General features: G+C 62.7%; 29 protein-coding genes and 2 pseudogenes. 18 read left to right on the top strand and 13 right to left on the bottom strand.

Annotated elements, in window-relative coordinates; translation table 11 throughout:
* Positions 1-20: 20 nt before the first annotated feature.
* Positions 21-758 (top strand): UPF0149 family protein, encoded by a 738-nt coding sequence (locus ASC95_RS10500; protein ID WP_157256116.1) that lies wholly within the window; start codon positions 21-23, stop codon positions 756-758.
* An 80-nt stretch (positions 759-838) separates the two neighbouring features.
* Here ASC95_RS10500 and ASC95_RS10495 read toward each other — a convergent pair whose 3' ends face one another.
* Positions 839-1,312 carry an RNA polymerase sigma factor gene (locus ASC95_RS10495; protein ID WP_057297667.1) on the bottom strand — a complete coding sequence of 158 codons (474 nt, stop codon included), beginning with the start codon at positions 1,310-1,312 and terminating at the stop codon, positions 839-841.
* Positions 1,313-1,334: 22 nt separating this feature from the next.
* Positions 1,335-1,940 carry a transposase gene (locus ASC95_RS31845; protein WP_057297666.1) on the bottom strand — a complete coding sequence of 202 codons (606 nt, stop codon included), beginning with the start codon at positions 1,938-1,940 and terminating at the stop codon, positions 1,335-1,337.
* Positions 1,941-2,068: 128 nt separating this feature from the next.
* Between ASC95_RS31845 and ASC95_RS10485 the strand changes: the two genes are divergently transcribed.
* From ASC95_RS10485 to ASC95_RS32480, 11 genes and pseudogenes are all read left to right on the top strand, one after another.
* Positions 2,069-2,335, top strand: a complete 267-nt coding sequence (locus ASC95_RS10485) for a helix-turn-helix domain-containing protein (protein ID WP_057297665.1) — start codon at positions 2,069-2,071, stop codon at positions 2,333-2,335.
* Positions 2,336-2,727: 392 nt separating this feature from the next.
* Positions 2,728-5,148, top strand: coding sequence for a hypothetical protein (locus ASC95_RS10480; protein WP_157256113.1), 2,421 nt, complete (start codon positions 2,728-2,730; stop codon positions 5,146-5,148).
* Positions 5,149-5,202: 54 nt separating this feature from the next.
* Positions 5,203-5,781: a hypothetical protein gene (locus ASC95_RS10475; RefSeq protein ID WP_157256110.1), complete on the top strand. Its 579-nt coding sequence runs from the start codon at positions 5,203-5,205 to the stop codon at positions 5,779-5,781.
* Between the two features lie 405 nt (positions 5,782-6,186).
* Positions 6,187-7,641, top strand: coding sequence for an RNB domain-containing ribonuclease (locus ASC95_RS10470; RefSeq protein WP_057297662.1), 1,455 nt, complete (start codon positions 6,187-6,189; stop codon positions 7,639-7,641).
* A gap of 97 nt (positions 7,642-7,738) precedes the next feature.
* A complete protein-coding gene (locus tag ASC95_RS10465) occupies positions 7,739-7,984 on the top strand; it encodes a YkvA family protein (RefSeq protein WP_057297661.1) in 246 nt (81 codons plus the stop codon).
* 219 nt (positions 7,985-8,203) lie between these two features.
* Positions 8,204-8,374 (top strand): annotated as a pseudogene (locus ASC95_RS29910) (transposase domain-containing protein); the annotation flags it as partial.
* A gap of 497 nt (positions 8,375-8,871) precedes the next feature.
* Positions 8,872-9,387 carry a hypothetical protein gene (locus ASC95_RS10460; protein ID WP_057297660.1) on the top strand — a complete coding sequence of 172 codons (516 nt, stop codon included), beginning with the start codon at positions 8,872-8,874 and terminating at the stop codon, positions 9,385-9,387.
* Positions 9,384-10,016: a hypothetical protein gene (locus ASC95_RS10455; protein WP_157256107.1), complete on the top strand. Its 633-nt coding sequence runs from the start codon at positions 9,384-9,386 to the stop codon at positions 10,014-10,016. Before ASC95_RS10460 ends, ASC95_RS10455 begins: the two co-directional genes overlap by 4 nt.
* 329 nt (positions 10,017-10,345) lie before the next feature.
* Positions 10,346-10,498, top strand: a pseudogene (locus ASC95_RS29905) (transposase domain-containing protein); the annotation flags it as partial.
* An 11-nt stretch (positions 10,499-10,509) separates the two neighbouring features.
* The gene (locus ASC95_RS10450) at positions 10,510-10,719 is read left to right on the top strand and encodes a hypothetical protein (protein WP_200960120.1); all 210 of its coding nucleotides are present in this window, start codon (positions 10,510-10,512) and stop codon (positions 10,717-10,719) included.
* 84 nt (positions 10,720-10,803) lie between these two features.
* Positions 10,804-10,935, top strand: a complete 132-nt coding sequence (locus ASC95_RS32480) for an energy transducer TonB (RefSeq protein WP_162250751.1) — start codon at positions 10,804-10,806, stop codon at positions 10,933-10,935.
* Positions 10,936-11,272: 337 nt separating this feature from the next.
* Here ASC95_RS32480 and ASC95_RS31145 read toward each other — a convergent pair whose 3' ends face one another.
* From ASC95_RS31145 to ASC95_RS10435, 4 genes are all read right to left on the bottom strand, one after another.
* A complete protein-coding gene (locus ASC95_RS31145; RefSeq protein ID WP_162250750.1) occupies positions 11,273-11,602 on the bottom strand; it encodes a hypothetical protein in 330 nt (109 codons plus the stop codon).
* 788 nt (positions 11,603-12,390) lie between these two features.
* Entirely contained in the window at positions 12,391-13,641 is a 1,251-nt protein-coding gene (locus ASC95_RS10445) for a CHASE2 domain-containing protein (RefSeq protein WP_057297658.1), read from the bottom strand.
* Between the two features lie 398 nt (positions 13,642-14,039).
* The gene (locus ASC95_RS10440; RefSeq protein ID WP_157256098.1) at positions 14,040-14,339 is read right to left on the bottom strand and encodes a hypothetical protein; all 300 of its coding nucleotides are present in this window, start codon (positions 14,337-14,339) and stop codon (positions 14,040-14,042) included.
* 78 nt (positions 14,340-14,417) lie between these two features.
* Complete coding sequence (locus ASC95_RS10435) at positions 14,418-14,597, bottom strand: hypothetical protein (protein WP_057297656.1); 180 nt, start codon at positions 14,595-14,597, stop codon at positions 14,418-14,420.
* A 222-nt stretch (positions 14,598-14,819) separates the two neighbouring features.
* Between ASC95_RS10435 and ASC95_RS10430 the strand changes: the two genes are divergently transcribed.
* Positions 14,820-15,095 (top strand): hypothetical protein, encoded by a 276-nt coding sequence (locus ASC95_RS10430; protein WP_057297655.1) that lies wholly within the window; start codon positions 14,820-14,822, stop codon positions 15,093-15,095.
* A 319-nt stretch (positions 15,096-15,414) separates the two neighbouring features.
* Here ASC95_RS10430 and ASC95_RS31840 read toward each other — a convergent pair whose 3' ends face one another.
* Positions 15,415-15,825 carry a hypothetical protein gene (locus ASC95_RS31840; protein ID WP_057297654.1) on the bottom strand — a complete coding sequence of 137 codons (411 nt, stop codon included), beginning with the start codon at positions 15,823-15,825 and terminating at the stop codon, positions 15,415-15,417.
* 89 nt (positions 15,826-15,914) lie between these two features.
* Here ASC95_RS31840 and ASC95_RS10420 point away from each other — a divergent pair, with 89 nt between their 5' ends.
* Positions 15,915-16,808 (top strand): hypothetical protein, encoded by an 894-nt coding sequence (locus ASC95_RS10420; RefSeq protein WP_157256095.1) that lies wholly within the window; start codon positions 15,915-15,917, stop codon positions 16,806-16,808.
* 674 nt (positions 16,809-17,482) lie between these two features.
* On the opposite strand, the gene ASC95_RS10415 is transcribed toward ASC95_RS10420, so the two are convergent.
* Positions 17,483-17,758: a hypothetical protein gene (locus ASC95_RS10415; protein WP_057297652.1), complete on the bottom strand. Its 276-nt coding sequence runs from the start codon at positions 17,756-17,758 to the stop codon at positions 17,483-17,485.
* Complete coding sequence (locus ASC95_RS10410) at positions 17,755-18,417, bottom strand: hypothetical protein (RefSeq protein ID WP_057297651.1); 663 nt, start codon at positions 18,415-18,417, stop codon at positions 17,755-17,757. The genes ASC95_RS10415 and ASC95_RS10410 overlap by 4 nt, the downstream gene beginning before the upstream one ends.
* Before the next feature lie 617 nt (positions 18,418-19,034).
* Here ASC95_RS10410 and ASC95_RS10405 point away from each other — a divergent pair.
* Both ASC95_RS10405 and ASC95_RS10400 read left to right on the top strand, forming a co-directional pair.
* Positions 19,035-19,334 (top strand): hypothetical protein, encoded by a 300-nt coding sequence (locus ASC95_RS10405; RefSeq protein WP_057297650.1) that lies wholly within the window; start codon positions 19,035-19,037, stop codon positions 19,332-19,334.
* A gap of 57 nt (positions 19,335-19,391) precedes the next feature.
* On the top strand, positions 19,392-20,216 hold the full coding sequence (locus tag ASC95_RS10400; protein ID WP_082567675.1) for an SOS response-associated peptidase: 825 nt from the start codon (positions 19,392-19,394) through the stop codon (positions 20,214-20,216).
* 258 nt (positions 20,217-20,474) lie between these two features.
* On the opposite strand, the gene ASC95_RS10395 is transcribed toward ASC95_RS10400, so the two are convergent.
* Genes ASC95_RS10395 through ASC95_RS10380 form a run of 4 tightly spaced genes read right to left on the bottom strand, consistent with a single transcriptional unit; the run spans position 20,475 to position 23,379 of the window.
* Positions 20,475-20,843, bottom strand: a complete 369-nt coding sequence (locus ASC95_RS10395) for a hypothetical protein (RefSeq protein ID WP_200960119.1) — start codon at positions 20,841-20,843, stop codon at positions 20,475-20,477.
* Positions 20,840-21,391 (bottom strand): RNA 2'-phosphotransferase, encoded by a 552-nt coding sequence (locus ASC95_RS10390; protein ID WP_057297648.1) that lies wholly within the window; start codon positions 21,389-21,391, stop codon positions 20,840-20,842. Before ASC95_RS10390 ends, ASC95_RS10395 begins: the two co-directional genes overlap by 4 nt.
* Before the next feature lie 19 nt (positions 21,392-21,410).
* Positions 21,411-22,316: a sugar kinase gene (locus ASC95_RS10385; protein WP_235537884.1), complete on the bottom strand. Its 906-nt coding sequence runs from the start codon at positions 22,314-22,316 to the stop codon at positions 21,411-21,413.
* A 10-nt stretch (positions 22,317-22,326) separates the two neighbouring features.
* The gene (locus ASC95_RS10380; protein ID WP_057297646.1) at positions 22,327-23,379 is read right to left on the bottom strand and encodes an SPFH domain-containing protein; all 1,053 of its coding nucleotides are present in this window, start codon (positions 23,377-23,379) and stop codon (positions 22,327-22,329) included.
* 90 nt (positions 23,380-23,469) lie between these two features.
* Here ASC95_RS10380 and ASC95_RS10375 point away from each other — a divergent pair, with 90 nt between their 5' ends.
* On the top strand, positions 23,470-24,213 hold the full coding sequence (locus tag ASC95_RS10375) for an NUDIX domain-containing protein (RefSeq protein ID WP_057297645.1): 744 nt from the start codon (positions 23,470-23,472) through the stop codon (positions 24,211-24,213).
* A 36-nt stretch (positions 24,214-24,249) separates the two neighbouring features.
* Positions 24,250-24,762, top strand: a complete 513-nt coding sequence (locus tag ASC95_RS10370) for an O-acetyl-ADP-ribose deacetylase (RefSeq protein WP_057297644.1) — start codon at positions 24,250-24,252, stop codon at positions 24,760-24,762.
* Positions 24,763-24,793 lie beyond the last annotated feature (31 nt).

Raw genomic sequence — 24,793 nt, 5'->3', positions numbered from 1 at the left:
CTGCGGGGAGAATCTTGGGCGTGTTCGCAGCCCAGACCCATGTCATGCCCGTCCCCTTTTCACCGTTGTCCGAAGACGAGTTCGATGAGCTCGATCACTTCCTGCTCTATGAGGTGGACACGGACGAAGGGATGACCGTGGACATGGCGGATGGCTTTTTGCACGCCATAGCGATTGGTCCGATCACGCTGCATCCCAGGCAGTGGCTGCCCAAGATCTGGGGCACCGCGGAGATGATGCCGCCGATGGATTCCATTGAGCGGTTGAACCACGTGCTCGGCCTGGTCATGCGCCACTTCAACGGCATCATTGCCGGGTTGGAGGCTGACCCGAACGAGATCACACCTCGTTGGTCAATCGCCACCTACACCGGTGACGAGCGGGAGTATGACGACGCAGAGGGATGGGCCTACGGCTTTGTCCAGGGCATGAGGCTTTGCTGGAATGACTGGCAGGCTTTGCTGTCAACACCCCAAGGACAAGCCCAGTTCAGACCGATTGCCCTGCTCGGCGAAGACGAGTACGGAGCAGATCAGGACGAACTGACCAGGACGCCGGCCATGCGGGCCGAGTTGGCGCAGCAAATCCCGCAGGCCGTTCTGGACATGCACGAGCACTGGCTGCACTTCAGGCGCGCTGTCGCTGAACGCACGATGGCCCGCTCGATGCAGACCAAGGTGGGCCGCAACGAACCATGCCCGTGCGGTAGCGGGAAGAAGTTCAAGAAGTGCTGCGGCACCGTGGCTGACCTGCACTAGGCCGAGGCCGACTTCAGACGTTGCTGAGATCGAGTTGCACATGGGGCCTGGCTCGCCGGGCGCTCCGTCTGACGACACAGCTACCAGCCTTTCATCCAATTGGTGAGCTGAAGGGTGGCCTTGGCAATGTGCGTATGCACGGTGGTGACGCTCACGCCTTGCGCCCGCGCGATCTCGCCGTAGGTCAGGCCGTCCAGGCGATGGGCCAACAGGATGGCCCGACTCGTCTCGCTCAACCGGCTGAGACCCTCGCTGAGCCGCGCGAGGCGCTCCTTGGCGAGCATCGAATCCTCGGCCGTGGGCGCGAGATCGATGATGACCGCTTCCTCCACGAGCACTTCGTCGCCACGCGTCGCCCGGGCGCGGTGGGCGTCGATGGACAGGTTCAGCGCGGTGCGCATCATGAAGGCCTCGGGCTGCACCACGACCTGCTCGCGCTGGTATCCGGCTAAGCGCACCCAGGCTTCCTGGACCAGGTCCTCGGCGTCTTGCGCCGAGTTCCCGCGGCGCAACAGGGCAGCACGAATGCTGGCGAGGGCCTTCTTGATGTTCACGGCCTGCCCCGAAGAAGGCCGGTCAGTTGACCGCCGCGGTTGGCGCCATGGGCTCGGTCGAGCGCCAGACGTGCACGGGCACAGACGGATCCAGCCCGTCGCGACAGATGCAGCGGTCGGCCGATAGACGAAGCAGCGCTGCGGCGGCAGCCACATCGGCGAAGGGGCCGTGGCGATCTGCGGCCCGCTTCAGGTGCAGGCTCAAAGAATTAGCGACCTCAAGGGCGCGCTCGACGTACTGGCGATGGCCCGCCAGCGTCGATTCGATCAACGGATGGGCAAGTGCCGCAGACGCCGGCAATACAGCGCAGTCACGGTAGCAAGGCGCCATCGTGGCTCGGATCTCCACGGGATCCGGGCCAATCACGATGCGCAGCCGCTCGACGCCGCGGTCCTGAAGGTCGCTGACGATGGCGCGCCACCCGGCGTCTTTGGGGTCTTGCACGTGCCAGGCGCCCAGGTAGTGAGACTTGTGGTCGGCCAGGACGCCGACCGCCCAGAAGAGTTGCGTGGCTTGAACGCCAGCATCGCTCTGGATGTGGAACTCGAGCACCTCGAACACCGCGCAGACGTACGAGCGGCAGAGCACCTCGAATCGAGACTCGGCGTTGATCTGGGAGATGTTCATCGCTTGCTCCTGATGGGGTGGGTGGCGCTCGCACCGCGGGCGCAATGTGAGGCCACGCACCGACAGAATAGACTGTTTTCGTCTATTTTTCCACAGCGATCAATGTGTCGGCCGCTCCGTGACGGCCGATGCAGAAAAACCTCCACACTCAAGATCACGCGCTACTTCGGGAGCTGCTTGTCGAACTCCGCGTCGAGGCCGGGTTGACTCAGGTGGAGCTTGCAAACCGACTCGACTGGGAGCAGACGCACATCAGTCGCGTGGAGCGCGGCGTTCGACGCTTGGACGTACTTGAGCTACGCAGTTGGGTCTGCGCGATCGGCATGTCGCTTCGAGACTTCATCGAGAAGTTTGAACAACGACTTGAGGCGAATACGCCACCGCGGCTCGGATAGCACATTGCAAATCATCACGGCTGCGCGTGCGTGACTGTTGGTGCCGACCAAAAAGCTGACCCCGGCCTATGCGAGCCTCCAACTGAACCTCGATGAGGTGCTGGGTTGGGCCAGGACGCTTCCCAGCCGCGACTGAATGCATTCATCAATGCTGATGAGTGCCGGCCTTGCTGGGCAGGTCAACACCAAGCACCATCGATCGCCACAACATCGGGAGGCGCTCCATGGGTATCGCAGATGCGCTCAATGCAGCTAGGCCACGGTTGGCGCAGCGCTGGAGATGGCTCAGAAGCGTTCTGAGGCCCGCGGTCCTTTTGTGGCCATGGTTGGCCTCCGCTGCGGTCTTCTTCGTGTTTCTCGGGACGTCTCAGGGCCAAGCTCTCACTTGGCAGATGTCCGCCTCGGCGTGGTACAGCTGGAGCACGGTGGTGGCGGTTGCCCTCGCTTTCGCCGCGACACTCTCTGCCTGCTTGCTGACGTCACTGGTGGTCTTGAGCTGGCGCGGCGGCAAAGGGCAAGCGGCGCCTAAGAACGACTCATCTGCGGCAAGCGTCTCGCAACCGGCGGATGTTCGGGGATTGGCCACCTTGCACATCGTGTGGGCGTTCGTCCTTTCCTCTCTGCCGATCCTGTTGGTGGCATGGAGGGCATCAAGCTTTGTGGCTCTTGTTGTTGCCGCCCTGCTCGGCATCTGCGGCTTCATGGTCCTCAAGGCTTTGGTGCTACGGAGAGCATGGGGCGATCCGCTCGCTTGGTCGGCAAGGCTCGAGCGACTCAGAACAAGGCGACTGTTCCTGGCTGTCGGCGTGGTGGCACTCGCGTCTGCACCGCTTCTGTTCGGCGCATTCATGCTCATCGGCGCGCCTGAGAGCGCAATGAACCTGGGCCCGATATTCGTCACCTTGCTCGGGCTCAGCACGCTCTCAAGCCTCTTCGCGGCCCTGTTCATCGCCCTCCCTTACTGCACACCATCTCCCAGGCTGGCGGCGCTGGTTCCGCTCGCGCTGGTTGTGGCGAATGTCGTCTATCAGCCCCTCGCCGACGCCGAAAACCCACTGCTGAAAAAGGCAACCGCCTCGACGGTGGAGAAATACGAGTCAGATGGAAAGTGCGTTCATGTACAGCGTAGTCTGGTGAGAGCCCTTCAAGACCAGGCAGACGACGCGGTTCAGGACTCCAAGCGATCCGAAGGCGTGCCGGCAATGTTCTTCGTCAGCGCCGAGGGGGGCGGGATTCGCGCAGCCTATTGGACCGCCATGGGCCTGGCCAACCTCGAGGAGACGATCCCCAACTTCGAAGACAGGATCGCCACCATGTCGGGTGTCTCCGGAGGCAGCCTTGGCATCGCCACATGGCTTGCGGCCGTCGAGGCAACGGATTCGTTGATCGAGCGGCGCAGCCTCATCCACAGGTTCTTGAGCTCAGACCTTCTGTCACCCGCCATCGCGGGACTGCTGTTTCTCGACACGCCTCGACTCTTCTTCGGACCTCTGTGGTTCTCAGCGCGCCGTGACGACGTCTTCGAAGCCACGATAGTGAACCGCTGGCGACAAATTGCAGGAGCCGACGCAGATCTGTTCGCTCGCCCATTGGTCAATCTATGCTTCAAGAGGATGAAGCATCCGCCGACGGTGTACTTCGGCGCGACCGAGGTCCTCATGGGTGCGTTCGCACCGATGGGAAACACCAACTTCGGCATGCCAGGAGGCGACCGCAAGTTCGTCAACGGACTCTTGCGGCAGTCCGACCTCATTCGGACCAACGTCGTGCACTCAGTGGTGATGAGCGCCCGGTTTCCGTTTCTCTCGCCTACGGCGGATGTGGCGGTGTCCCTCGAGAACGTGCACGACTACCTCGCCACAGACCAAGCGCCGCTGCCCCGCTGGATTCGCGTGAAGATGAACGACGGCAAGACGCCGGAAGGTTTCCCGACCATTCCTGGCAGCGCGCGATTGGGCATGCTCGTCGACGGTGGCTATTTCGACAACAGCGGCCTAACCATGACGAGGTATGCACTGAACATACTGGGCCAGCACGTTCCTGAGCCGAGGCCGGCGGTCGTCGTCGCCAACGAGCCACAGAGAAGGAAGCGGACATTCAATGCAGCATTCGAGGCACGGAGCCAGGTCGCCACACACGTGCTTCACTTTTCCAACGACCCGACTTCCGCATGCGTCGACCCTGCAGGATGGGAGTCCACCGCGAGTAGCGACGTCCGCGAAGCCCTCGATCGAGCCAAGTTCAGGCCACGATGCAGGTTCGAGGTCGACGAACTTGAAGCATTGTTCCGCCCTCGCTGGCTCAGTTGGGTAAGCAGCCCGGTAGAAACCATCCTTGCGGTCCGAGCGGGTCATGCTGCGCACGAGCTGAACGCTATGGAGCCGCAACTCCTGACCAGGCTGTATCCCAGCGCGCTCTTCAACTACTCGTTGGCTGGCGAGCTCACGCGGCAGCTTTGCAAGGGAAGAAATTCGCTGCGTACGGATGAATGCCTGTCAGCAGGCGGACAGTACGGTCCGACATGGAGAATCCGTGCCTCCGGCGACCTCCCTGGTGCTGACGCCGTCAAGGCGCGCGCGGAGTGCAAGAACCTTTCCCAATCTCCGCCTCTACCGCTCGGCTGGGCCCTGCACTCCGATGACACCGTCTTGATGCAGTGCCTGTCTGCCAGTGGCGCGTTGAGTGCGAGGGTACAAATCGCTGAGGCCGAAGAAAACTATCGCTTCGTCGCGGCCTCGAACAAGGTTGAGCAGGTCGCAGACGCCGCCTCCGTTCCTGCTCCTGATCTTCCCCGGCGCCGCCGCCCGAGGTAGTAGCAACTGCCAGCCCCTCTCTGCGGCTTTTAGCCGCGCACCGAAAGGACACAAGTGAAGCGGACCTACACACTCGTTGGCGCATTGCTCGCCATCGTCGCATTTGGCGGAGCCGTTTACCTGTATCAGATGGACAACCAGCTTCGAGGTGGAGCCCTCGACGATGCCATGGAGGCAATGCTCAAGCGAACGGATGTCGACGCGGCGATTGTGGCGCGGGCAATTCTTGAGAACCACCGGGACACCCGCCAAATTGCTGCCCTGTGGAGCTCTCTCTACTGGGGCTTCGCTTGGGGGGCCGCCGTACTCAGCGCGCTTGCTGGTTTGGTCCTCAAGGTCGAATCATTCATTCCAGAAGAGAAGCTCAAGCGTGACATCGCTGCGTTGCTGACGGTCTCAGCGGCGCTTCTTGTGACCGTCTCGACGAGCGGAGACTTCCAGCGCAAGTGGCAGGCCAACCGAACCGCCGCCGCCGAACTTGAACGTACCGGCTATGCATTTCTAGAGCGGAACGGTGAAGACCCGAGGGCCTTCTTGCGAGAGGTTGGGAATTCCCTTCAGAAGCGCCATCTGGCGATTCTCGGGACCACCGAGTCGCGGCCGCCGGGAGCACCGGCATCCTCGACAAAGTAGGGCCAAAGCAAACGCCACTTTTTCCGCGGCAGGGGCGCCAAGCTGGTAGCTGGTTTTGGCTTCTGGCTTCTGCCTCCGGACAAGGAGAATAGGCGACAGAAGGTCTCGAAGAAGTATCCAAAGCCCTCGAGAAGCTGAAGGTGCCGCGGCAGCTAGTCCAGAGACACCCTTCGCAGCGTCGGATCGGAGAAACACCATATGAACACCGGCAAAGAAGCCATATATGGCGCAGCTGGCGGCCTGCCGACCGCCGGTGACGGCAACCGCTGCAAAGCGGTCCGCCGCCTGCGATCAGCGGGGTCGGTTCCGCGCCGCGCCTGCCGCTGAAATCGCCACCACCGCTACAGTCGACGACACCATTGCAATCCAGCGTCCTGCCCTCCTGCCACGATTGCCCCGTCCCGCATGACCGCTGACGATCTGCGCCGCCTTGCCGAGGAAGCGATGTGCCAACGTGGCTTCCAGTTTCGCTTCTCGCCTGCGGCTCTCGCCGAGGCGCAGAACAACAGTCGCGCCGGCCAGCAGCGCCATGGGGATGTGCGCGACTTGCGTTCGCTCACGTGGTTCTCTATCGACAACGACGACACACGCGACCTCGACCAGCTAAGCGTGGCCGAATCGCTGCCGGACGAAGCATTGCGACTGCTCGTCGCGATCGCCGACGTTGAGGCGTTCGTGCCTGCAGGCAGCGCGCTTGATGAGCATGCGGCGAACAACACGACCTCGGTATATACGGCCGCAGGGGTCTACCCGATGCTGCCAGAGGCGCTGTCCACCGACTTGAGCTCGCTCCACGAGGGCAAGGAGCGTCTGGCCGTGGTGGTTGACATGCGTGTCGAGAAGGATGGCGCGGTATCGGGAGTATCGCTGTACGCAGCTGTCGTCCTCAACCACGCGAAGCTGGCCTACGAAGCGGTAAGTGCTTGGTTGGCGGACGAGTCTTCGCCGCTGCCGCAACTCGCGAAGGTGCCGCGCCTGGCGGAGCAGCTTCACCTGCACGACGCGCTTGCGTCACGACTGGCACGCTGGCGCCACGAGCATGGGGCCCTGAACATGACCACCGTGTCGGCGCGCCCCGTATTCGCCGACGGCCGGCTGGTCGACCTGCGGGCCGACCAGAAGAACCGCGCGAAGGACCTCATCGCTGAACTCATGATTGCCGCGAACGGAGCCACTGCCAGGTTTCTCGATGGGCATGGCTTTCCGTCGCTGCGCCGCTTCCTGCGGGCGCCGCAGCGTTGGGATCGCATCGAGGCGCTCGCCGCGTCGCACGGCGGCCGCCTGCCGGACCAGCCGGACGCCGCCGCGCTCGACCGCTTTCTCTCCGGACAACGCGAGGCCGATCCGACCGGCTTCGCGGATCTGTCGCTGGCGGTCGTCAAACTGCTCGGCGCTGGCGAGTACCTGGCCGCCGCGCCGGACAGGCCGGGACAGGGGCACTTTGGCCTCGCCGTCCACGACTACGCACACACCACGGCGCCCAATCGGCGCTTTCCCGATCTGGTCATGCAGCGACTGGTCAAGGCCGCAATCGCGGGCAACCCGCCGCCGTACACCGTCGAGGCGCTCGACGGCATCGCGCGGCACTGCACCGAGCAGCAAGGTCAGGCCAACGCGGTCGAGCGCCAGGTGCTCAAGGCTGCAGCCGCCTTCCTGCTCGACCAGCGCATTGGTGAGGTCTTCGAGGCCGTGGTGACGGGCGTCGCGCCCAAGGGCACCTTTGTGCGCCTGCGCCAGCCGCTCGTCGAAGGCAAGGTCGTGCGGGGCTTCGAAGGCCTCGATGTGGGCGACACCACGCGCGTGCGTTTGGTCGCCGTCGACCCCCGGCAAGGCCACATCGACTTTGAGGCAGTGGCCTGAGCTGCGGATGTAACGCCGCCTGGCCGCCCTTGTGGCGAGGAGAACGAGCACCATCTGCCGGGCACGGCGTCAGTCGCCGTTAGCCGGAGGCTCCATCTTGTTGAAACGCCTGACCTTGCACTGGACCGTCGTGAGGGGCGATGCTCGCCGGCTCTGGTACGCCTTGCGCCAGCCTTCGGCACCAACCTGGCTCAAAGTCGGCACCGCGCTCATCGTGCTCTATGTTCTGTCGCCTATCGACCTGATTCCCGATGTTATTCCCGTGCTGGGTTTGATGGACGACGTCGTGCTGGTGCCATTGGCGATTCGCTTCCTACTGAAGCGGCTGGAGAACCGTGCTTGACCGGCGTCGTTGCCGTGATCGAAGGCGGAGAACCGTAGACGGCGTCAGGACGGTGTTGACGCTATCGAGTTCAGCCATCGAACGTCCTGGAGTGGGTTTTGCAGACTGTCCCTAGACCTGCGCGACACGAGCTCCGGCAAAGAGACTGCGCCACTTCGTGGGCATCGCTGCTACTCGCCGGTAGCCAGCCAAGTCAACATGACTTAGCCAGACGCTTACGGCAAAACAGCTGCGGCGGTGATGAGCCTCATCCAATCGGCCAAGCTCAACGGGCTTGATCCCTATGCCTACCTGCGCGATGTGCTGGAGCGGCCGCCGACGCAGCAGGCAAGTCGGGTCGCCGAGTTGTTGCCGCCGCAATGGCGCTCGCGACAGGCCGAGGCGCGGTAAGTGGCCCCGAGATGGCAAGTGAATTGCCACCATTGCCTCGGGCACTGCTGGCGGGCAGACTGCAGCGCTTCGTTGGCCTCTGGGCCGCTAAAAAACAGGAATGCGATGCGCAATCTGCTTCTTCTTTGTATGCGTCCGGCGAACTCACTCTTGAACGGCCCGTCGCCAACGGCCAGGATGGTGTCCACCAAACCAGTTAACTGCCCCCTGAACCTAGAAAACGTTCTTGGCCAGATCAAGGCCGATCGTCGTGATCTCCATGGTGGACGCTCCTTCCAATCGAGTGGTTGCTGATACATCCACTGTGGCACCTCAATGCCGTCTACGTCTACGGGTGGGGGCGTCCATCCCATTGCTTACGCTGCAGCTCGCACGCGCTGCAACGCGCTCTCGCAGCGCTGGACGCGCCGCAGCCTGCCGAGCCCTGAGCCTGGGGTTGGGCAGCCGGGCTGCTAGATTCACGGGTTTGGCGGGATTTCCTCGCCGCAAAGACCCCGATGAATTCCCCTCGAAAAGCCAGCGCCACGGCGCTGCTGCTGGCCGCCTGCCTGGCCCTGCCCGGCTGCACGCACTGGACCACGATGGTCAAGCCGCAGGCCGTGCAGCAGGTCGCCTGCGTCTACACCCAGGTCGACATGGGCATGTTCCGCTCGTTCGGGCAGGCACTGTCCCTGCAGTTTCAGAACGCGGTGATCTCTTACGGCAAGCCGTCCATCATCGAATCGGGCCTGCCCTATTGCGGCCTGGCCGGCCAGGACCGCATGGCGCCAGCCACCACGCATGCGCTGCGCATCTGGACGCCCCAAGCCCAGGCCAACCTGACCTCCGGCATGCAGAACCTGAACGTCGAGATGGAGCTGGTGGACGTCAAGACCTCCGAAGTCGTCTGGAAGGGCAAGACGTTTGTGGACTTCAACAAGGACCAGGTCGGCAAGGCGATGACGGATCGCCTGTTCACGCGCATCTACAACCTGTTCAACGAAGGGCGGCTGCTTGCGCCGGTGAAGAAATGAAGCGGACCCACACCCTGATGGCCACGGCGGCGCTTGCCACATTGACCGTTCCGCCGCTTGCAGCCGCAGCCGACTACGACGTCATCGCCCTGCCCGGCGGCCGCAACGTCGTGGTGCCAGCCTTCCGCACCTACATGGCCACGGGCTACGCGCCGTCCGAAAAGAACATGGCCTTCCTGAAGGGGCTGAAGGACAAGGCCCCCGCGCCTCGGCTCGTCGCCTTCGACACCGCGAAGAACAACAAGGCCATGCTGCTGTGCCGGGCAAGCTTCCCGGTCTATGGCCCCAACAAGACGCCCTTCGCCTCGCTGATGGAGGCCGCCGCCAACCTGGAGCTGGTGGCCTCCGGCCTCGTCGAGCCCGACGCGCCGCGCATTCAGGCCTCGCTGGACGAGTTCGACTTCTCCTCCTTCGGCGGCGGCAAATGGAGCATCAACGCGACCTTCACTGTTCAAGGCAAGCCGCCGTTCACGGTCAAGAGCGTACACAGCTTTCCCGTCTCGGCAGGCGCGGTCAACGGCTGCGGCGACGTGATGAACGCGCTGCCGGCCGGCATTGAGGCCTTCCTGATGAAGCTGTATTCGGACCCCGCCTTCCTCGACGCCATGCAGGCGGCGGCGGCGAACTGACCATGGCAGCGCGGATCGGAGTCATCGCCGGCCTGCTGGGGTTGGGCCTGCTGCAGTCGGCCTGGGGTACTTTTCCGGCGGGGTCACCTGGCAGCCGATCAAGACACCCTCATTGACTACCTCGTGATCACCGTGCGCCGTCGGCATGAAGTAGTGAGTGCTTGGCTGGCCGCATGTCCTCCGCGGGGACTTCCAGCTGGAGACGAGCAATAAACCTCGTGCTCGCGTTTCAAAGCTCCCAGGGCGGCGATCTCCCGCGTGTAGATAGCGGTTCGCTTCTGGACGTCAGTACAAGCAGGCACGATGCACCCCGCAGCCACCAGGCCGTAGCTGCCGTCGTGATGAGCCTCGTGCAGTCGGCCCGCATGAATGGGCACGATCCCTGGGCCTACCTGCGCGACGTGCTCGAGCGTTTGCCGACGCATCTCAACAGCCGGCTCGATGAGCTGCTGCCGCATCGCTGGCAGCCGCAGGGCGCCTAGGTCTCAGTCAGATGAAGGCCATAGAAGAGCTCATCGAAGACGGCGGCGAGATCACGCTCGGCGCCATCGGCGATGTCGAGTGCGCTGCTACTGCTGCTGATGGCAGCAACGCGCTCGCCCTGCTCGTGCGGCGTGAGGGCGAGACGCTCAATGCGCTTCTCAAACGGCTAGACCGCGCCATCGCCAGCTACTTCGACACCGGACACCGGCGAAACAACTGATGAGATCAACTCGCCTAGCGACTGATCCGAGCGCCATCAATATGGGTTGACCGGACGCTCACTGACGTTGAACGTGGTGCTGTCGTGAAAGTCGAAATCGTTAATTCGAGCCCGAAGAAGCTCTTCGACGAACAAGCCGTTGCCATGATGAGGAGCTGGCGGTTCCCGTCGGGGGCGTCCGCCAGCGGGTGCTTCGTGACCCACAGATGGGACTGAAGCGTCGGACAAGACGTCCGCCTGCCTGCGCTGCCGGGTCGAGCCGCGACTGTCGACAACAGCCGCTCAAGATGACTTGGCCGGACGGATACGACGCGCACGGCGCCATCAGTGGTTGAACGGCCTCCAGCCGCCCGCCCACCGCTGCCTTGAGCCGCTGCCACTGCGCCGCATCGGGCCAGCCCGCTTCCCTAGGCCGCCTACGCCGCCGCGCCTTGAAGAAGGTGTCTACGAAGCAATTCACTTCCCCGCTGTTCTGAATAGGCGCCGTCCCGAGGGGCCGGTCGCGTCAGCGGCCCGCTTTGCAGAGCGGCCGCTGGGAGCAATACGGCGCTCACTACTTTTCATTTACCGGCGCCCTGTCCTTGTAGTTCGGCTTAGCGGGAGCGACAACACTGGGGGGCGACTTCGCAAGTTCTTGCAGCAGTGCCTCTACAGCATCTGCTTGTGCATTCGTGAGATCAGCGGTGTTTGTGCAGACCCGATCGGACCGGCACTGCTCCTTCATCAGGCCGCTCTTTAATTCTCGGCCGATTTCCGGTCCGAGCGAATAGCCTACGCTTGTCGCTACTAGCTTGCCGCTGTCTGCATTCAACAGCGCCATTTGAGCCAGCGTGAGCTTCCGCGCGTACGAACCGTCTTTTGTCGCAGGCAGGAGCCATTTCATTGACAGGGGCAGATTCTCAGTAGTGGTAGAGAAGACCTGGAGAGGCACTATCTGGTATCGGGTTGCCAACTTGAGTGCGGAGGACGAAGCAGGCTCTCTCGGGACAGATAGACAGCCAGACTCCTTAAACCATTGGTGGAGGTTCTGGTTCGTTTCGGGTGCCACGCGACTCAGCAACGTTCGCGTGAGATCGTCGGGTGATTCGTAGATCGCAGCGGAACCAAATGAAGTTCGGCAAGTGACACTCGGAGACCAAGATACTTCTTGTCGGCCTTGGAATCGGAACACCTTACCTAGACTATCGATCTCCGCCACCGCGGGCCATGGCCCATGCACGAGCGGCATGCCTTGCCTGCGTTGTAGGTCTGGCTCCATCTGGGCGAACCGGACCGCGTCCTCTGATTGCGCAGACGCAACGTATCCAAAGTCGATGGGACGGGCGGCCTCAGCGACGGATCCGCCGCGGTTCTCTTCCAAAAGTTCGCGTTGAATCGGAAGGTATGGGACCCAGTAGACGATCGGTCCGTTGAGCGTAATACGTTCCGAGGTGATGGGCTGCTCGAACGTCAGTGTCGCGCCTGCCGAGCAGGAGATCCGATCCCCGCGGTCAATAGGCGCTCCGCGCTGCAGTGGTCTGGACTGTTGAGAATCCACCACTCTGATGGCGCAGCCTCTGGTGACGACGATGACCTTGCCTTTGACGTCGGCCAATGCTGGCGTGCCTATTGCTGTAGGAATCAAAATCCACAGCCACGCAGATCGCGGCGCCTTCGACGGGTTGCTCGTTTTCATGCGGCACCTATTCGGGTTGATCGCAATCTGCTCAGAATTCTTTTAAGTCGCGTCTCGATTGTGGGGTGCACTGCGAGAAAGAACACGACCAAGAGAAAGTCGAGCCATACGACTCGGAACGTCAGCACGAATGTCACTCCGAGGAGGAGGACTGCGATGACAACGTAGCTGACTACGCGTGCTTCGATGGCATGCTCGGCAGCTCCGGCCCCCCTGCCTGAAAGGACGAGTACCAAGGCAATAACGATGAACGACAGAGCTGCGTCAAAGGCGAGACGGACGCTGTGCTTGAACTCGTATAGCGGGTGTGCGACGAGACTGGTAGCCAGTGCCGCATGCACGAAGACACCGTTGCGGTCCTCTTCGCCCACCGGCACTGGGAACCTATCGCCCGCTTCGCGACTTGTATCGCCCAGGAGAACCACATGGTTTCGAATTCGATCGGCGTTCTTGCGCACATCGGCGGGAGTAACCTTTCGCAGGCTCTCCCGCTCAATTTGATCGAGAAATGAGTAGTCCACCATCGTGTTTCTAACCTGCAACGTGGCGCCGCCAAAGTTGATCGGGATCAGCTGCAAGGATTCCAGCTCAACAGCGCTTGGGGGAATCAGGGGTGGCCCCTTGGCTGTCCCAAGTACCGCACCAGCTAGCGCTGCGCCCAGACTTGGAATCCACTGTTCAGCGTCCCCTTCGCTTCCTGTGCTGGGCGTCTTGCCAGCACGCATCGGTGCGAACGCGACAGGCAGGCGCGGTTCCGCCGAGCGCGGCAACCACAGTCCCGCAGCCATAGACTGGAACTGAGACACTCCCAGCCATGCCTCGGGCTGCTCTCGAAGCGTTCGATAGATGCCAAGAAAGATCGGTGTGTCATATTTCTTGGCCAACGCTTGGCAGCGTTCAAAGAAGTCTGGGTCTTGCTCGCTTACCCAGCCCTTCTGAGTCGGCGAAAAGTCGACATCGACGCCTATCGCGAGGGGCCGCTGTTCAGCGATGACCGTAAGCAGATCGAACAGGCGCTCTCGATGGGTCGGAATCAGCTTTTGTCCGTCCTCGCCAACGCGGCCAATCAGGTGACTGACGTCTAGGACCTGAACCGGAGGCCCTTCCTTGGTAAACGTTGGCAGGAGGCGGATCAGCAGGCCGTAGGTCTGCGCTTCGGCCAAGTGCCCAATGGCAGTTGTCTCTAACGCAACCTTTGAACCGATCAAGGCGATCGCAGCGAACACTCCTATCAGCAGGTGCTTCATACGGGGCGCCCGCAGGATGTTCTGCCGAGCCGGCTGTTGGTTTGGGCAACGTAGCATCAAGGTGCCGTCGTCGCCATCGAAGTTCTACCGACTCATCCGCAAAACAATGGAGGCGTGCGCCGGTTGTCCCTTGACCTTCACAACATTGATGCATTGGGCCTGCCTATTCCAGTGGACGTCAGCACCCAGTCCTGCGCTACGAGCGTGCGATCCAGTCTTCATGAGCACCGGCGGCTACCAACGCGTGCGAACGGATCGGCATGTCAGCTTCGCAGCGGCTGCTCGTTCACGGCCAGCGTCGATGCGGCAGCTATGTGCCCAAAGCCGAAAGTCGCCGACCCGCGGCTACAGGCTGAAAGCGGTCGCCGCTTGCCGGAAGCGCGTCAACAGGGCAGCCACTACACCTCCGCTTGCGCTGCACAACGGGCGTCGGCATCCGCCTGCAACGGTCGGCCATCAAATGCGCAAGAGCTTTCGATCCAGCGGTGACTCACTCCCCCTTGGCGATGCGGCTCTTGCGTCGCCTTCCTATAGTCGGCGAACGCCGTTGCCAGGCGCTGACCGAACCCGGGGCCGGTGGTGATGCTCATGACCAGCTTCCTATCGCCATCGCGGGCGCATATCTGCCCTTGGGCCCGCTCGAAGGACAACTGGCCCACGCCAGCCACCGGAACCAAACTGCGGTTGAACTCGAACAAGGCCACGGTGTTCTTTCACTCAGGTATTGAACTCGGTTACGGCGCCTCGGTAAGGCGCAACGCTTCAGCTCGGCGCGGTCAGATGAAGCGGATGTGGCGCCCCTCGAAGCACTCGAAGATGTCTTGCCAAGCGTCGGCGTCAACTTCATCGACCTCGACAGCGTGCAGGAACTGAAGCTTCCTGAGCTCATCGCGCATGGTCTCGGGCCATTGCTCGTTGTGAGCGCGGGCGACGGTGCGGCGGTCAGCGACGGGCATGGAGGTCTCTCCTCGGTTATCTGCGGGTGGCGTGTGTTGCATAGCGCTGCCAGTGTCTGAATGCCGGCGCTCAACGGATATCGCCCTGAAGAGGGAGCTCGACGAGCCGTATCCCCCAAAAGGGGGAGACCTTTCGCCCGGATCCCCACTAATGGCGATGGTCTGAACTCCTTGCGGTCGAGACACTGACGGTCATCGAATGCAGTCACCCCGGAGCCCGCCATGCAAGCCGTCGCCACCGTTGCCGCCCACCGCGCCATCCAGTTCCCCGGCCTGTTCACGTGCTCCGCCGACAAGATCCAGCCGATCCAGCGCAACGTGCAGCGCAGTTACGCCAACGAGGTCCGCGACAGCATCATGCGTCGCACCCGCCAGATGAGCGGCACACAGTCTCACAACCGCCGCGTCCAATTTCTTGCCGGCGTCGAAGTGCGCGAGATCAGCATGGAGGACTGGGTCAAGGCCAACGAGGAGTACAAGCCCGTCTGGTTCGGCTGAGATGGCAGGCCAGCAGGCGCCAACCTCTATTGCCAAAGGCTACTCATCGTTGGGATGGTTCGCGGACTTGGTGTTCTCATCTGAAGCTGGGTCATCCTTGGCTCCAGGCGCAGGCAGAGCGGGTTGTTTTTCAGGACGCTGAGCACCCTCGCGCGTGCGGCCGCTTTTGTCTGCCGCGTCTGAATCCACTGGGTAGACCGGACGTCTCCCAGGCTGAGGTTGAATCGGCTCGTTTGGCATCAGGCCTCCTGAAGGCAAGGGACGGGACATTCGGCAATCGGCGCGCCTCCTGATGGGCGCGCAACCAACTCTGGTCATGTCAGCCGCCTGGCGAGTTCAGCGCTGCGAGTCTGGCCTTGCCTAACGTAGGTGGGAATTTGGCTTTCGCTCTGCCCTCCTGCTCATCGACAGGATCGCGAACGGGATCGCACCACCAGACCTGAGGAACAGGCTTGGGGCTTTTGGCACTGAAGCCGTGGTCCTCGTACCCCAGCACCATGATTTGGCCGTCACGGATCTTGACCCTGGCCCTGTCGAGCTGGCGCCAGCGCACCTCTGGGCCGCCGCGGACGCCAAGCAGGGACGCTGTCATGGGCCGACGTTCGCCGTTCTCGGCCCAACCGCGCATTACGGTCACCCACAGGCGCCCGCGAACCGGGACCAGGGCTTCTAGCGATTCCTGCGGCAGCTTGCGCCCGTGCTGCCTCGTCTGAATTGCGTCCACCCACATGCTGTATGTTTTCCTTCCAGATCGGCGGTGTTGAATGCTGTTTATTTGTACAGTATTCTGAGGCATCACAAACGAACTCGGAGCCGCTCATGGAAACCGATGCCTCCTGGCGCGCGCAATGGGAAATCAGGGAGGACAGCAAGCCGCTGCCGACGGCCTGGCACCGCTGCGGGTGGTGCATTCAGTTCGAATACGACGCCATCGACAACGCAGGGACGCCTGGATGGGTGCTATTCGATGCGGAGATTTCTGAGAGTCGCGTCCTTGAGCTGTCCGAGGAGATGGGCGAAGAGGCGTTCCGCGCGTTCTGGCGCGAACTACATCGCCAGGCCAGGGCGCTTTGGGGCGAGCTTGGCTACACCAACGATTCCTCACGTCGCGCGCCCGCCTTGAGCGCTGATGACTGGCGCCAGCAGTGGGTTCTCGATGTCGATGAAAACGCGCTGGCGCAAGCGGTGCACTCGTCCGGTCTGGGCATCGCGGTCTTCACGGTGAAGGACGAGGAGGATCGGCATATCTGGTGCTCGATGGTGTCGGACGACTTTGGAGATGAGCGTCGGCGCTTGAAGCTGGGGCTTGGTCCGGAGGCTTCGGCTGCGCTGGAGACGCGGCTCTGCATGGAGGCTCTGCAGCTGTGGCACGAATGGGGGCACAAGGATGACGACCCCTTTTCAGCCGAGCGCGCGTATGGCTCGTTGCCCTGCAAGGTCGTGTCTTGGCGCTCGCAGTGGAAGGTGGGCGAAGACGAAGGGCTCGGGCTGCCGGACGCGTTGCACGCCAACGGGCTCGCAATCAGCTACGTCTATACCGAGATCGGCGAGGACGAAATGGGCTGGGTCGCCAAGACGCCTACGGCCTTCGAGGCTCGCGAGGCAGAGTTGCGCGCTGAATTGGGTGCCAGCGCGGTGCACCGTCTCTACAAGGAAGCTCGCAATCTGTGGGCTGAGCTGGGCTATTTCGACCACTCTCCAGTCAAGCTCTAGGCGCGCCTGGCTTTCACCAAAAATCCGTTTTCAACGAATGATGAAATCCGTCATTCGAGTGAACAATGGCGGCCACCAAGGCCGTGAGGGAGCAGCCATATGGACGTCGTCCATCGCAATGAGGTCGTGAAGTGCCCGAGCTGTGAGAAGCCATCCACATTTCGGTCGGTCGATGGCCTGGCGGCACCAACGAATCCGGCGGCTGGGTGCTCAAGTGCGCCGGCTGCGACCATGTCTTTCCCGTCAGCGTGAAAAATCCTGACGATGCCTCCAGGGTCGACTCAGGGGCGACGATCCTTGCCACGTGGGACGACGAGATCGAAGGTGTTCGTGCACACACGCTGGCCGCTCACCCGGTCTGACGGGCCACCAGCTCGACGACTGCCTACCGGACGTCAAGGTGACTTGTCCGGCCGCATACGGCGGTGGGATCGAAGCTGAAGTGGCTGACGCCAGTTGCCCCGGTGGCCATAAGTGGGGCGCTTTAGGTGGCCACCGGGGCTGGTGAGCCTTCGACGCTTTCCAGTATGACGGCCACGGGTCCTTGCCAAGCGACCACACGTTGGCAGACCGACGCTACTGCGGGTGCTGGACCAGCGACGGCGGATGAGCCGGGTTCATATGGAAGAAGGGGCAGCGCAAACTGCCCCTTCTGGGTTTAATCGAATCGGTGGTTACCGTGCTGCGCGAAGCTTTTTGATGCCAGGCTTGGCCTTCGCCCCAACGGTCACGCCCTTGCTCCGAGCACCCTTGACCTTGATGGCGTTGACTGCAACGGTGGTGTTCTTGCCCGTGCGTCGAGCGAGCACTTCCCTGGCTCGTTGAACGGCCACCAAGTCGCCATTGCTGACGTTCTCGCGGCCGACGCCGTACTGCGTGCGCACCATCGCCACCGACTCGGCATCCGTCATCGGCTTGGTGATGCGGCGGAGAATGTCCAGTGCGCTCATGGTTGCACGTCGATGTTGCGTTCTGAAGTATAGCGAGCGAGCCTTTTCCAGCTCGTTGATCCTTCACGGAGGTCGAATTCGACCCAAAGAGAGTCCCCGTGCTTGAGCCAGAACCCTTCGCCCGCCTCAGTTTCAAACAGACCCTGCAGTGTGGGTGGTTCCGGCAGCGCCGGTGGCAGTCCTGGGTGCGTTAGCAACTCGGCAGGCACCGGAGCGTCAAAGCCCATCAGCGGCCACACGTAGTACCCCCTTAGGGGCGGTTCTCCCTCGAAAGTTGCACGATTGCCAATCGCCCACGTTTTCACGCGGGTGATGTAGCCCAACGCTTTCGCCTGCAATAGCTCGATGGTGACGCTGCGAGGGCCAATCCCGCGGGCGAGCAGCTCCTCCTTGAGGACAAACACCGCATTCACAATGTGAAAAGCAAAGCCATCCGCTTCTTGCACCAGCACTCTGACCATGTCCTCGCCAAGGACGGATGGGTTCGACACGCGTAGCTCGATGGCGCCTTTGTCGTTGACCGATACGCGCAGAACGCTGCCCTTGGGGGCTCCTGACAGTCGCACAAGCTCTTCGTCTGTTTGCCACCCTTCAACGTCCGCAGTGCGTTCGACCTTGACGGTCGAGGGGTCAAACCATTCCTTGGTCGTGTTGTCCATGCATCGCTTTCAACTGCTCCTGCTCCTTTGTACCTGCCGTCCCCAAAACTCACCGTAGGCCCTGCGCGTCTTGCCCGCGGCCGGGTCCAGCGGGGCCACTGGCGTCTCGTCGGCGTGCACCACACGGCAACTGAGGATGAAGCGCTTGTCAGCTCGTACAGCGGCTCCAGCGCCGCGCCAGTCTGGCCGGACCTGGCCGCCAACGTGGCGCAGGGAGCCGCCGAACCGACGTTGGTACGGCTTCGTCAATTGCTTCGGTCGCGGTGACGCGAAGCGGTCCGTGAACCCATGTTGATGACGTCTACACGGATTGGGGCATCGCGTCGATCGCGTTCAAGGCTGTGATTGCGGGGTAAATTTGTAGCGAACGGAAGCCGCGCCGGGAGTAGCAGTCCCAATAGTTTGTAGCTCTCTGTCTGGTGATCGCCAAGACGCCTATGGCCTTCGAGGCTCGCGAGGCGAGGGTTGCGCGCTGAACTGGGTGCCAGCGCGGTGCACCGTCTCTACAAGGAAGCTCGCAATCTGTGGGCTGAGCTGGGCTATTTCGACCACTCTCCAGTCAAGCTCTAGGCGCGGCTGGCTCATCCAGTGAGCCGATGCTTGGGCAGCATTGCGCCATGACTGAAGCCCCCGAACACATCACCCCTCTCCCATCCACGCTCGTCGACAACGGCATCCTGGGCCGCGTGCCTAGCGAGTACGTCGGGAAGGCCCAATGCCTGCTGCCCGATGCGGCAGTGGTGCATGACGACGAGATTCGCGTTGAGGTGGACGCCGGCTGGCTCGGCCGAGTGCGGCTGACCTTCAGGAAGTACCGGTACACCCGCCCCAAGGGCAAGTTCTCGGCTGTGGCCTGGAGTTGCCGTCACGCCGAGTCCGTCGCGCCAACAGGTCAGGTGGCTTCAGCGGAAATCTAAAGTCTTTCCGCAGTTCGATTAGGCTTGGCTGCACCGACCTTGCCCGACCGGACAGCCATGTGCTCAAACTACGAGCCCGTCACGATGGACGACCGCCTGATGGCGCACTTCGGTGTGTCCAGGCCGTCAGACGTTGAACCGCCCGAGTCGGCGTTTCCCGGGCTGAAGGCCTTCTTCATCCGCGCTGAAGACAAGGCCGAGCTTGTTGTCGCGCAGGCCCAACTCGGCTTCTTCGGCTACCTGCCTGAGTTTGCGCCGGACCTGGCCTTCGGCCGCAAGACATACAACTGCAAGTCCGAGACGATGCGCGAGAAGCGCGCCTTCAAGGCCGCCTGGTTTGCCGGTAACCGCTGCATGATCCCCATCGAAAGGGGCTTCGAGTGGTGCTACGAGACTGGAGACCCCGTGCGATGGGCCGTCAAGCGCAACAACGGCGATCCGCTTTGCGCGGCCGGCCTGTGGGGCGTGTGGATTGGCCCGCAAGGGGAGGAGATCCTGTCCTTCACGATGCTGACCGTCAACGCAGACGGCCATGCAATCTTCAGCCGCTTCAACCCGCCTGGCGACGAGAAGAGGATGCCGGTGTTTCTGCGCCCGGAGGATCAGGACGCTTGGCTGAATTGCCCCATCGACAAGGCAGGCGACTTCATCAGGCAGTTCCCAGCGGATCTGCTTCAGGCCGAGCCGGCGCCAGCACCTTGGAAGCCGCTGGCGGAGCCAGCCGACTGGGAGTCGGAGCCTGACATGTTTGTTGACGAGTGGCGAGAGGCTGCAGCCGATCCCGCGGCTCGCGAGCTGAACGCCAGACGTAAGCGGCCGAAGCCGAAGCCCGACAAAGGGCCCGAGATCAAAGGGCCGGAAAACGGCGATCTGTTTGGATGAAAGAGAAGGGATGCCCAAAGGCGACGTAGCAACCAGATGGTCGCTTGGCAGGCGGTTCGTCCTGGGCTTCGTACCCACGGTCGGTCAGACCATGACCTGTACGTCGGCCACCGCGTAAGTGCTCTTGTTGCTTGGGCGCTGCTGGCCGGGCGGTAGGCCCGATAGACCACAACGCTGGTGTCGTCGTGGTGGGCGAGGATGTGCTCGTCTTCTCCTGGCCATTCGGTGGCCTGCTGGAGGTGGGGGCAATAGCCAGTTTCATGTTCGGTCTTCGTTGTTGTTCTCGGGAAAACGTCGGATCACCTCGATGGTGCCGACGATGTTGTCGTTCAGGGCGTCCAATTCTTCTGCCGGCACCCACCACTCGGTGTGATGTGCAGCCCCGACTTGATGGACGGCATAGCGGTCCATGAAGGTCTTGCGCACCTCGAAGCGAGTCACGAAGCCGGCGCCGCTGGCTGCCACGTTCCAGTCGCGGGCGATTTCGACGGCATACGCCTCGTTGGTCACCGGATAGAAGATGGGTTGGTCGGGCAACCGAGGCGGCCAACGCCGATGGCCGGCGGCCTCGACCAATGCAAGCTCCGTGGGACCGGTGGGTCGGTACAGGGTGACGGTATCGATCACGGCTCCACCTGGATGAACTTGGTCGGAACGGCTTCTACCAGCCAGACGCCGTTGGCGGAACAACGGAACTCGTGGCCCTCGGCAAACATCGCTTGGGCATCGATGCGCAGGATGACGGGTTCGCCATAGCGCTGCCCGACCGACACCGCCGTCTGACGATGCTGCGTCAGATGGACATGGTGTCGCTCCCGTCGCTCCAGCCCGCTGCTAAGAATCGACTCGACGAACCGCGATGCGGTGCCATGGAACAGGATGTCCGGCGGTTCGAGGACTGGCAGATCCAGATCGATCTCGATGGAGTGGCCTTGGTTGGCGCGGATGTGCAGGCCGTCCTCGCTGAAGGCGAAGCGCTGCTTGTCGCTGTTCGCGACAACCTCCTCCAGCGTTGCGCGGGAGAACGGGCATCCGGCCGCCGCTGCCTTGCGCAGCAACTCATCGACCGACGTCCAGCCAGCCTCATCGAGGGCAATACCAATCCGGTGTGGCTCGTGCCTCAGCACCAGGCTGAGGAATTTGCTGACGGTTGTCAGCTGAGATTTGGAGTTCATTTCATTCGTCTCTTTTGAGTCAGGTCACCAACATCCCTCGGGTTGGCGCAACGCTGACCGTCACTTCCATGCCGGCGGTGAAGCGGATGAAGTCCGCCTCCATGCCGTCAGAGAAGATCACGCCGTGTTCGGGCATTCTGGAGCGCAGGCGCAGTGGCGCTGATTTCGTCACCTGCCCGTAGACCAGGCTGGCCTGCGTGCGCTGTGTCGGAAACGGCTCCCGCACCGCGAACGTCAAGCGATCGGCGTCCCAGGCCATGGGCTTGTACGCGCCCGAACTCCCGGCGCCGGCCGCTGCCGCCAATGCCATTGATCCCGTCATGACACTCTTCAACCAGGCCGTGGACCCCAAGCCGGTCGAGACGATGACACCCGATGACGACTGCTGCTCGTGCCTGTCGCCCAGCGCGATGTCATACAGCGCCGAGGTGTGGCTGCGCGGTCCGATGAACAAGTCATTGACCCCGCGCAGGATCTGGCCATCGGACAGGCTGGCCTGCGCCATGGTGACTGCCTTGGTCGGCCGCCGTCCCTGCGCCACGTCCCTGAGCAAGGCGTCGAGATGACAAGGCTCGAAGGGCAGCAGCAAGCCGTCCCAGCGCGTGGGTTCTGGATTCACACCGATCAACGGCTGGCCCTCCAGGTACTTCATCGTGTTGGCAACCAGGCCGTCCTGCCCCAACGCGATCACGATGTCGTCCGGCGCGAAGATAAAGTTCGGCAGCAGGGACCGATCCAGCACCTGATGGCGCCCCCATTCCCGCAGCGTTGCGCTGATCCGCTGAAGGCTCTCGCCATAGGCCAGGTTCTCCTGCACGTAGTCCGTGAAGTCGGCGCCCAGGTGCTCGATGTAGAAGCGCGCCTGGCCCAGCGTGTGGTACCTGGCAATCAGTTCCTCCAGCCGGGTCTTGCGGGTCACCAGCACGACCTTGCGTTCACCGGCTGCGGCCACGCTCGCCTCCATCCGATCCGACGGCCGTATGCCCCAGCAGCGCCTGAAGCAGCTCGGGCGCCATATTGAACTGGCCGATGCGCTCAGCGTTCTCGGCAATGCCACCAAAGGCCTGCGCGATCAGTTGGGCCGGCTGCATGCCCACCGCCGCGAGGGCTTGCACCACGCGCGTGTCCGCCTGGCTCAGGGCCGTCATGACGCTGGCGACGCGATGGGCCTCCGCCTCCGCGAGCGTGCGGCTGTTGGCCGCCTGGCCGCTCACAAAGGCCTTGCGGCTCTCCTCAAGCTCGATGTCCGCGTCCATCTGCTCGGCGCGCAGGCCGTTGTCCTTACGCATCAGGGCCGCCTTGGCCTCCAGCTTGGTCTCGCTGATCTCGCGGCGCTTGTGCTCGATGGCGATCTCTGTATCCAGTTCGTTCTGGCGAATGGCACGTTCCTTCTCCACGGCGGACATGCGCCGCGAATAGACCGCATCGTCCGCCGCACGCAGATTGGACTCGCGCGCCTCCGCCTCCAGCGCTCGCGCGATGTCGGGCGTCGGCTTCACGCTCAGGATGGACACGCCCAGGATCTCCAGGCCCAGCGCCTCGATCTCCGGCTGCACGCCAAGCTCACGCTGGGCTGTGCGCGCGATCAAGGCCGAGGACCTCAGGGCCTGCTTGAGGTCCAGCGCCTGGACGGCCTGCTGGACGATGACTTCGGCCTGCTGGGCCACACGATCCGCCAGACGGGCCGGATCCTCGGACGCATAGGTCTTGCCGTCCGCACGCAATGAGAAGTCCATCATGGCCGCAGTGCGCTGCGGCTCGCTGATGCGATAGGTCACCTGCCCCTGCACGGTCACGCTCTGGAAGTCCGACGTCACCAGGTCCAGCATGAAAGGGCGGTCATGGCTGGCCACGGGCACGGCGACGAGCGTCGTCGTCGGCGAGTAGTAGTAGAAGGACAGCCCTGCGCCTTGGCGCGCCAGCTTGCCGCCACGGAACTGCATCAGATGTGTGGTGGGCTGCGACTTGATGAAGCGGATACCGAACATGGTTCTTCCTTTCCCAATAAGTTGTTCAATACATCTTTATAAGGTGTACAGTACAACCTATATCCCGGAACGTCAAGAGGCACTCGACCGATGGCGACCAAGACAACGCGCAGGGCCGCAGCGCCCGGCAACGACTTTCCCAGGCCCTACACCACGGTGGACGTCGTCATCTTCACGGTGCTCAAAGACGCACTGAAGGTCCTGCTCGTCCAACGCCCTTCCGACACGACGGAGCCCCATCCGGGGCTATGGGCCCTGCCGGGCGGCTTCGTGAATGTCGAGCTGGACGAAGACTTGCTGGCCTGCGCGCGCCGCAAGCTGCTGCAGAAGACGGGCGTGGACTCGCCTTACCTGGAGCAGCTGGGCAGTTGGGGCAGCGCCACGCGTGACCCCCGAGGCTGGTCGGCGACGCACGCCTACTTTGCTTTGATCCCGGTGCAGGACCTCGAGCTGGCCAAGGGCGCCAACGCGGCAGATGTCGCGTGGTTCGATGTGGACGAGCTGCTCCAGGCGCCAGCGCTTGCCTTTGACCACTCGGACATCCTGCTGGCGGCAGTCGAGAGATTGCGCAGCAAGGTCGAGTACACCTCGCTGCCGGCCTTCCTGCTGCAAGAGCCTTTCACCTTGCCCCAGTTGCAGCGGACATACGAGGTGGTGCTCGGGCGCCCGGTCGACAAGAGCGGCTTTCGCACGCGCATGTTGGCGGCCGATTTCCTCGAGGAGGTCGGCTTTGTCGAGAGCGAATCCAACCGGCCACCGATGGGCTACCGCCTGAAGGACCGCTCTACGCCCGTGACCTTCCCGCGCACCTTCAGCCCGCGCAACAAAGGCTGACCTCCGAATCGCCATGGACTTCGAGGAGTCGATCCCGTGAAGCAAATCCGCGCCATCCAAGCCAACATCACGACCCTGGCCGTTGACGCCATCGTCAACGCAGCCAATTCATCGCTGCTGGGTGGCGGCGGGGTCGACGGCGCCATTCATCGCACCGCAGGCCCGGAGCTGCTCGAGGCTTGCCGGAAGCTGCGCGGATGCAAGACGGGGCAGGCGAAGATAACGCCGGGGTTTCGATTGCCGGCGTCGCACATCATTCACACCGTGGGCCCGGTTTGGCAGGGTGGCGCCAAAGGTGAAGAGGATCTGCTTCGCAGCTGCTATGTGGCCTGCCTGACCATCGCACGCGATCAAGGTCTGCAGTCCATCGCATTCCCAAGCATCAGTACGGGAGCCTATGGCTACCCCATCCGACTTGCCGCCAAGGTCGCCGTGCAATGCATTCGGCAATGGCTGCACGAGAACGATCTGCCTGCAGAGGTCACCGTCTGCTGTTTCTCTGAACAAGACCTGGCGGTGTACCTAGCGGCGTTGGATTTCGGGCTTTGAACTGATCGCTGTTCGAGGCGCAGCTTCTGGC

Source organism: Pelomonas sp. Root1217, assembly GCF_001425705.1.
Classification (GTDB): domain Bacteria; phylum Pseudomonadota; class Gammaproteobacteria; order Burkholderiales; family Burkholderiaceae_C; genus Pelomonas.
This window is presented reverse-complemented; position numbering and strand designations above follow the sequence as displayed.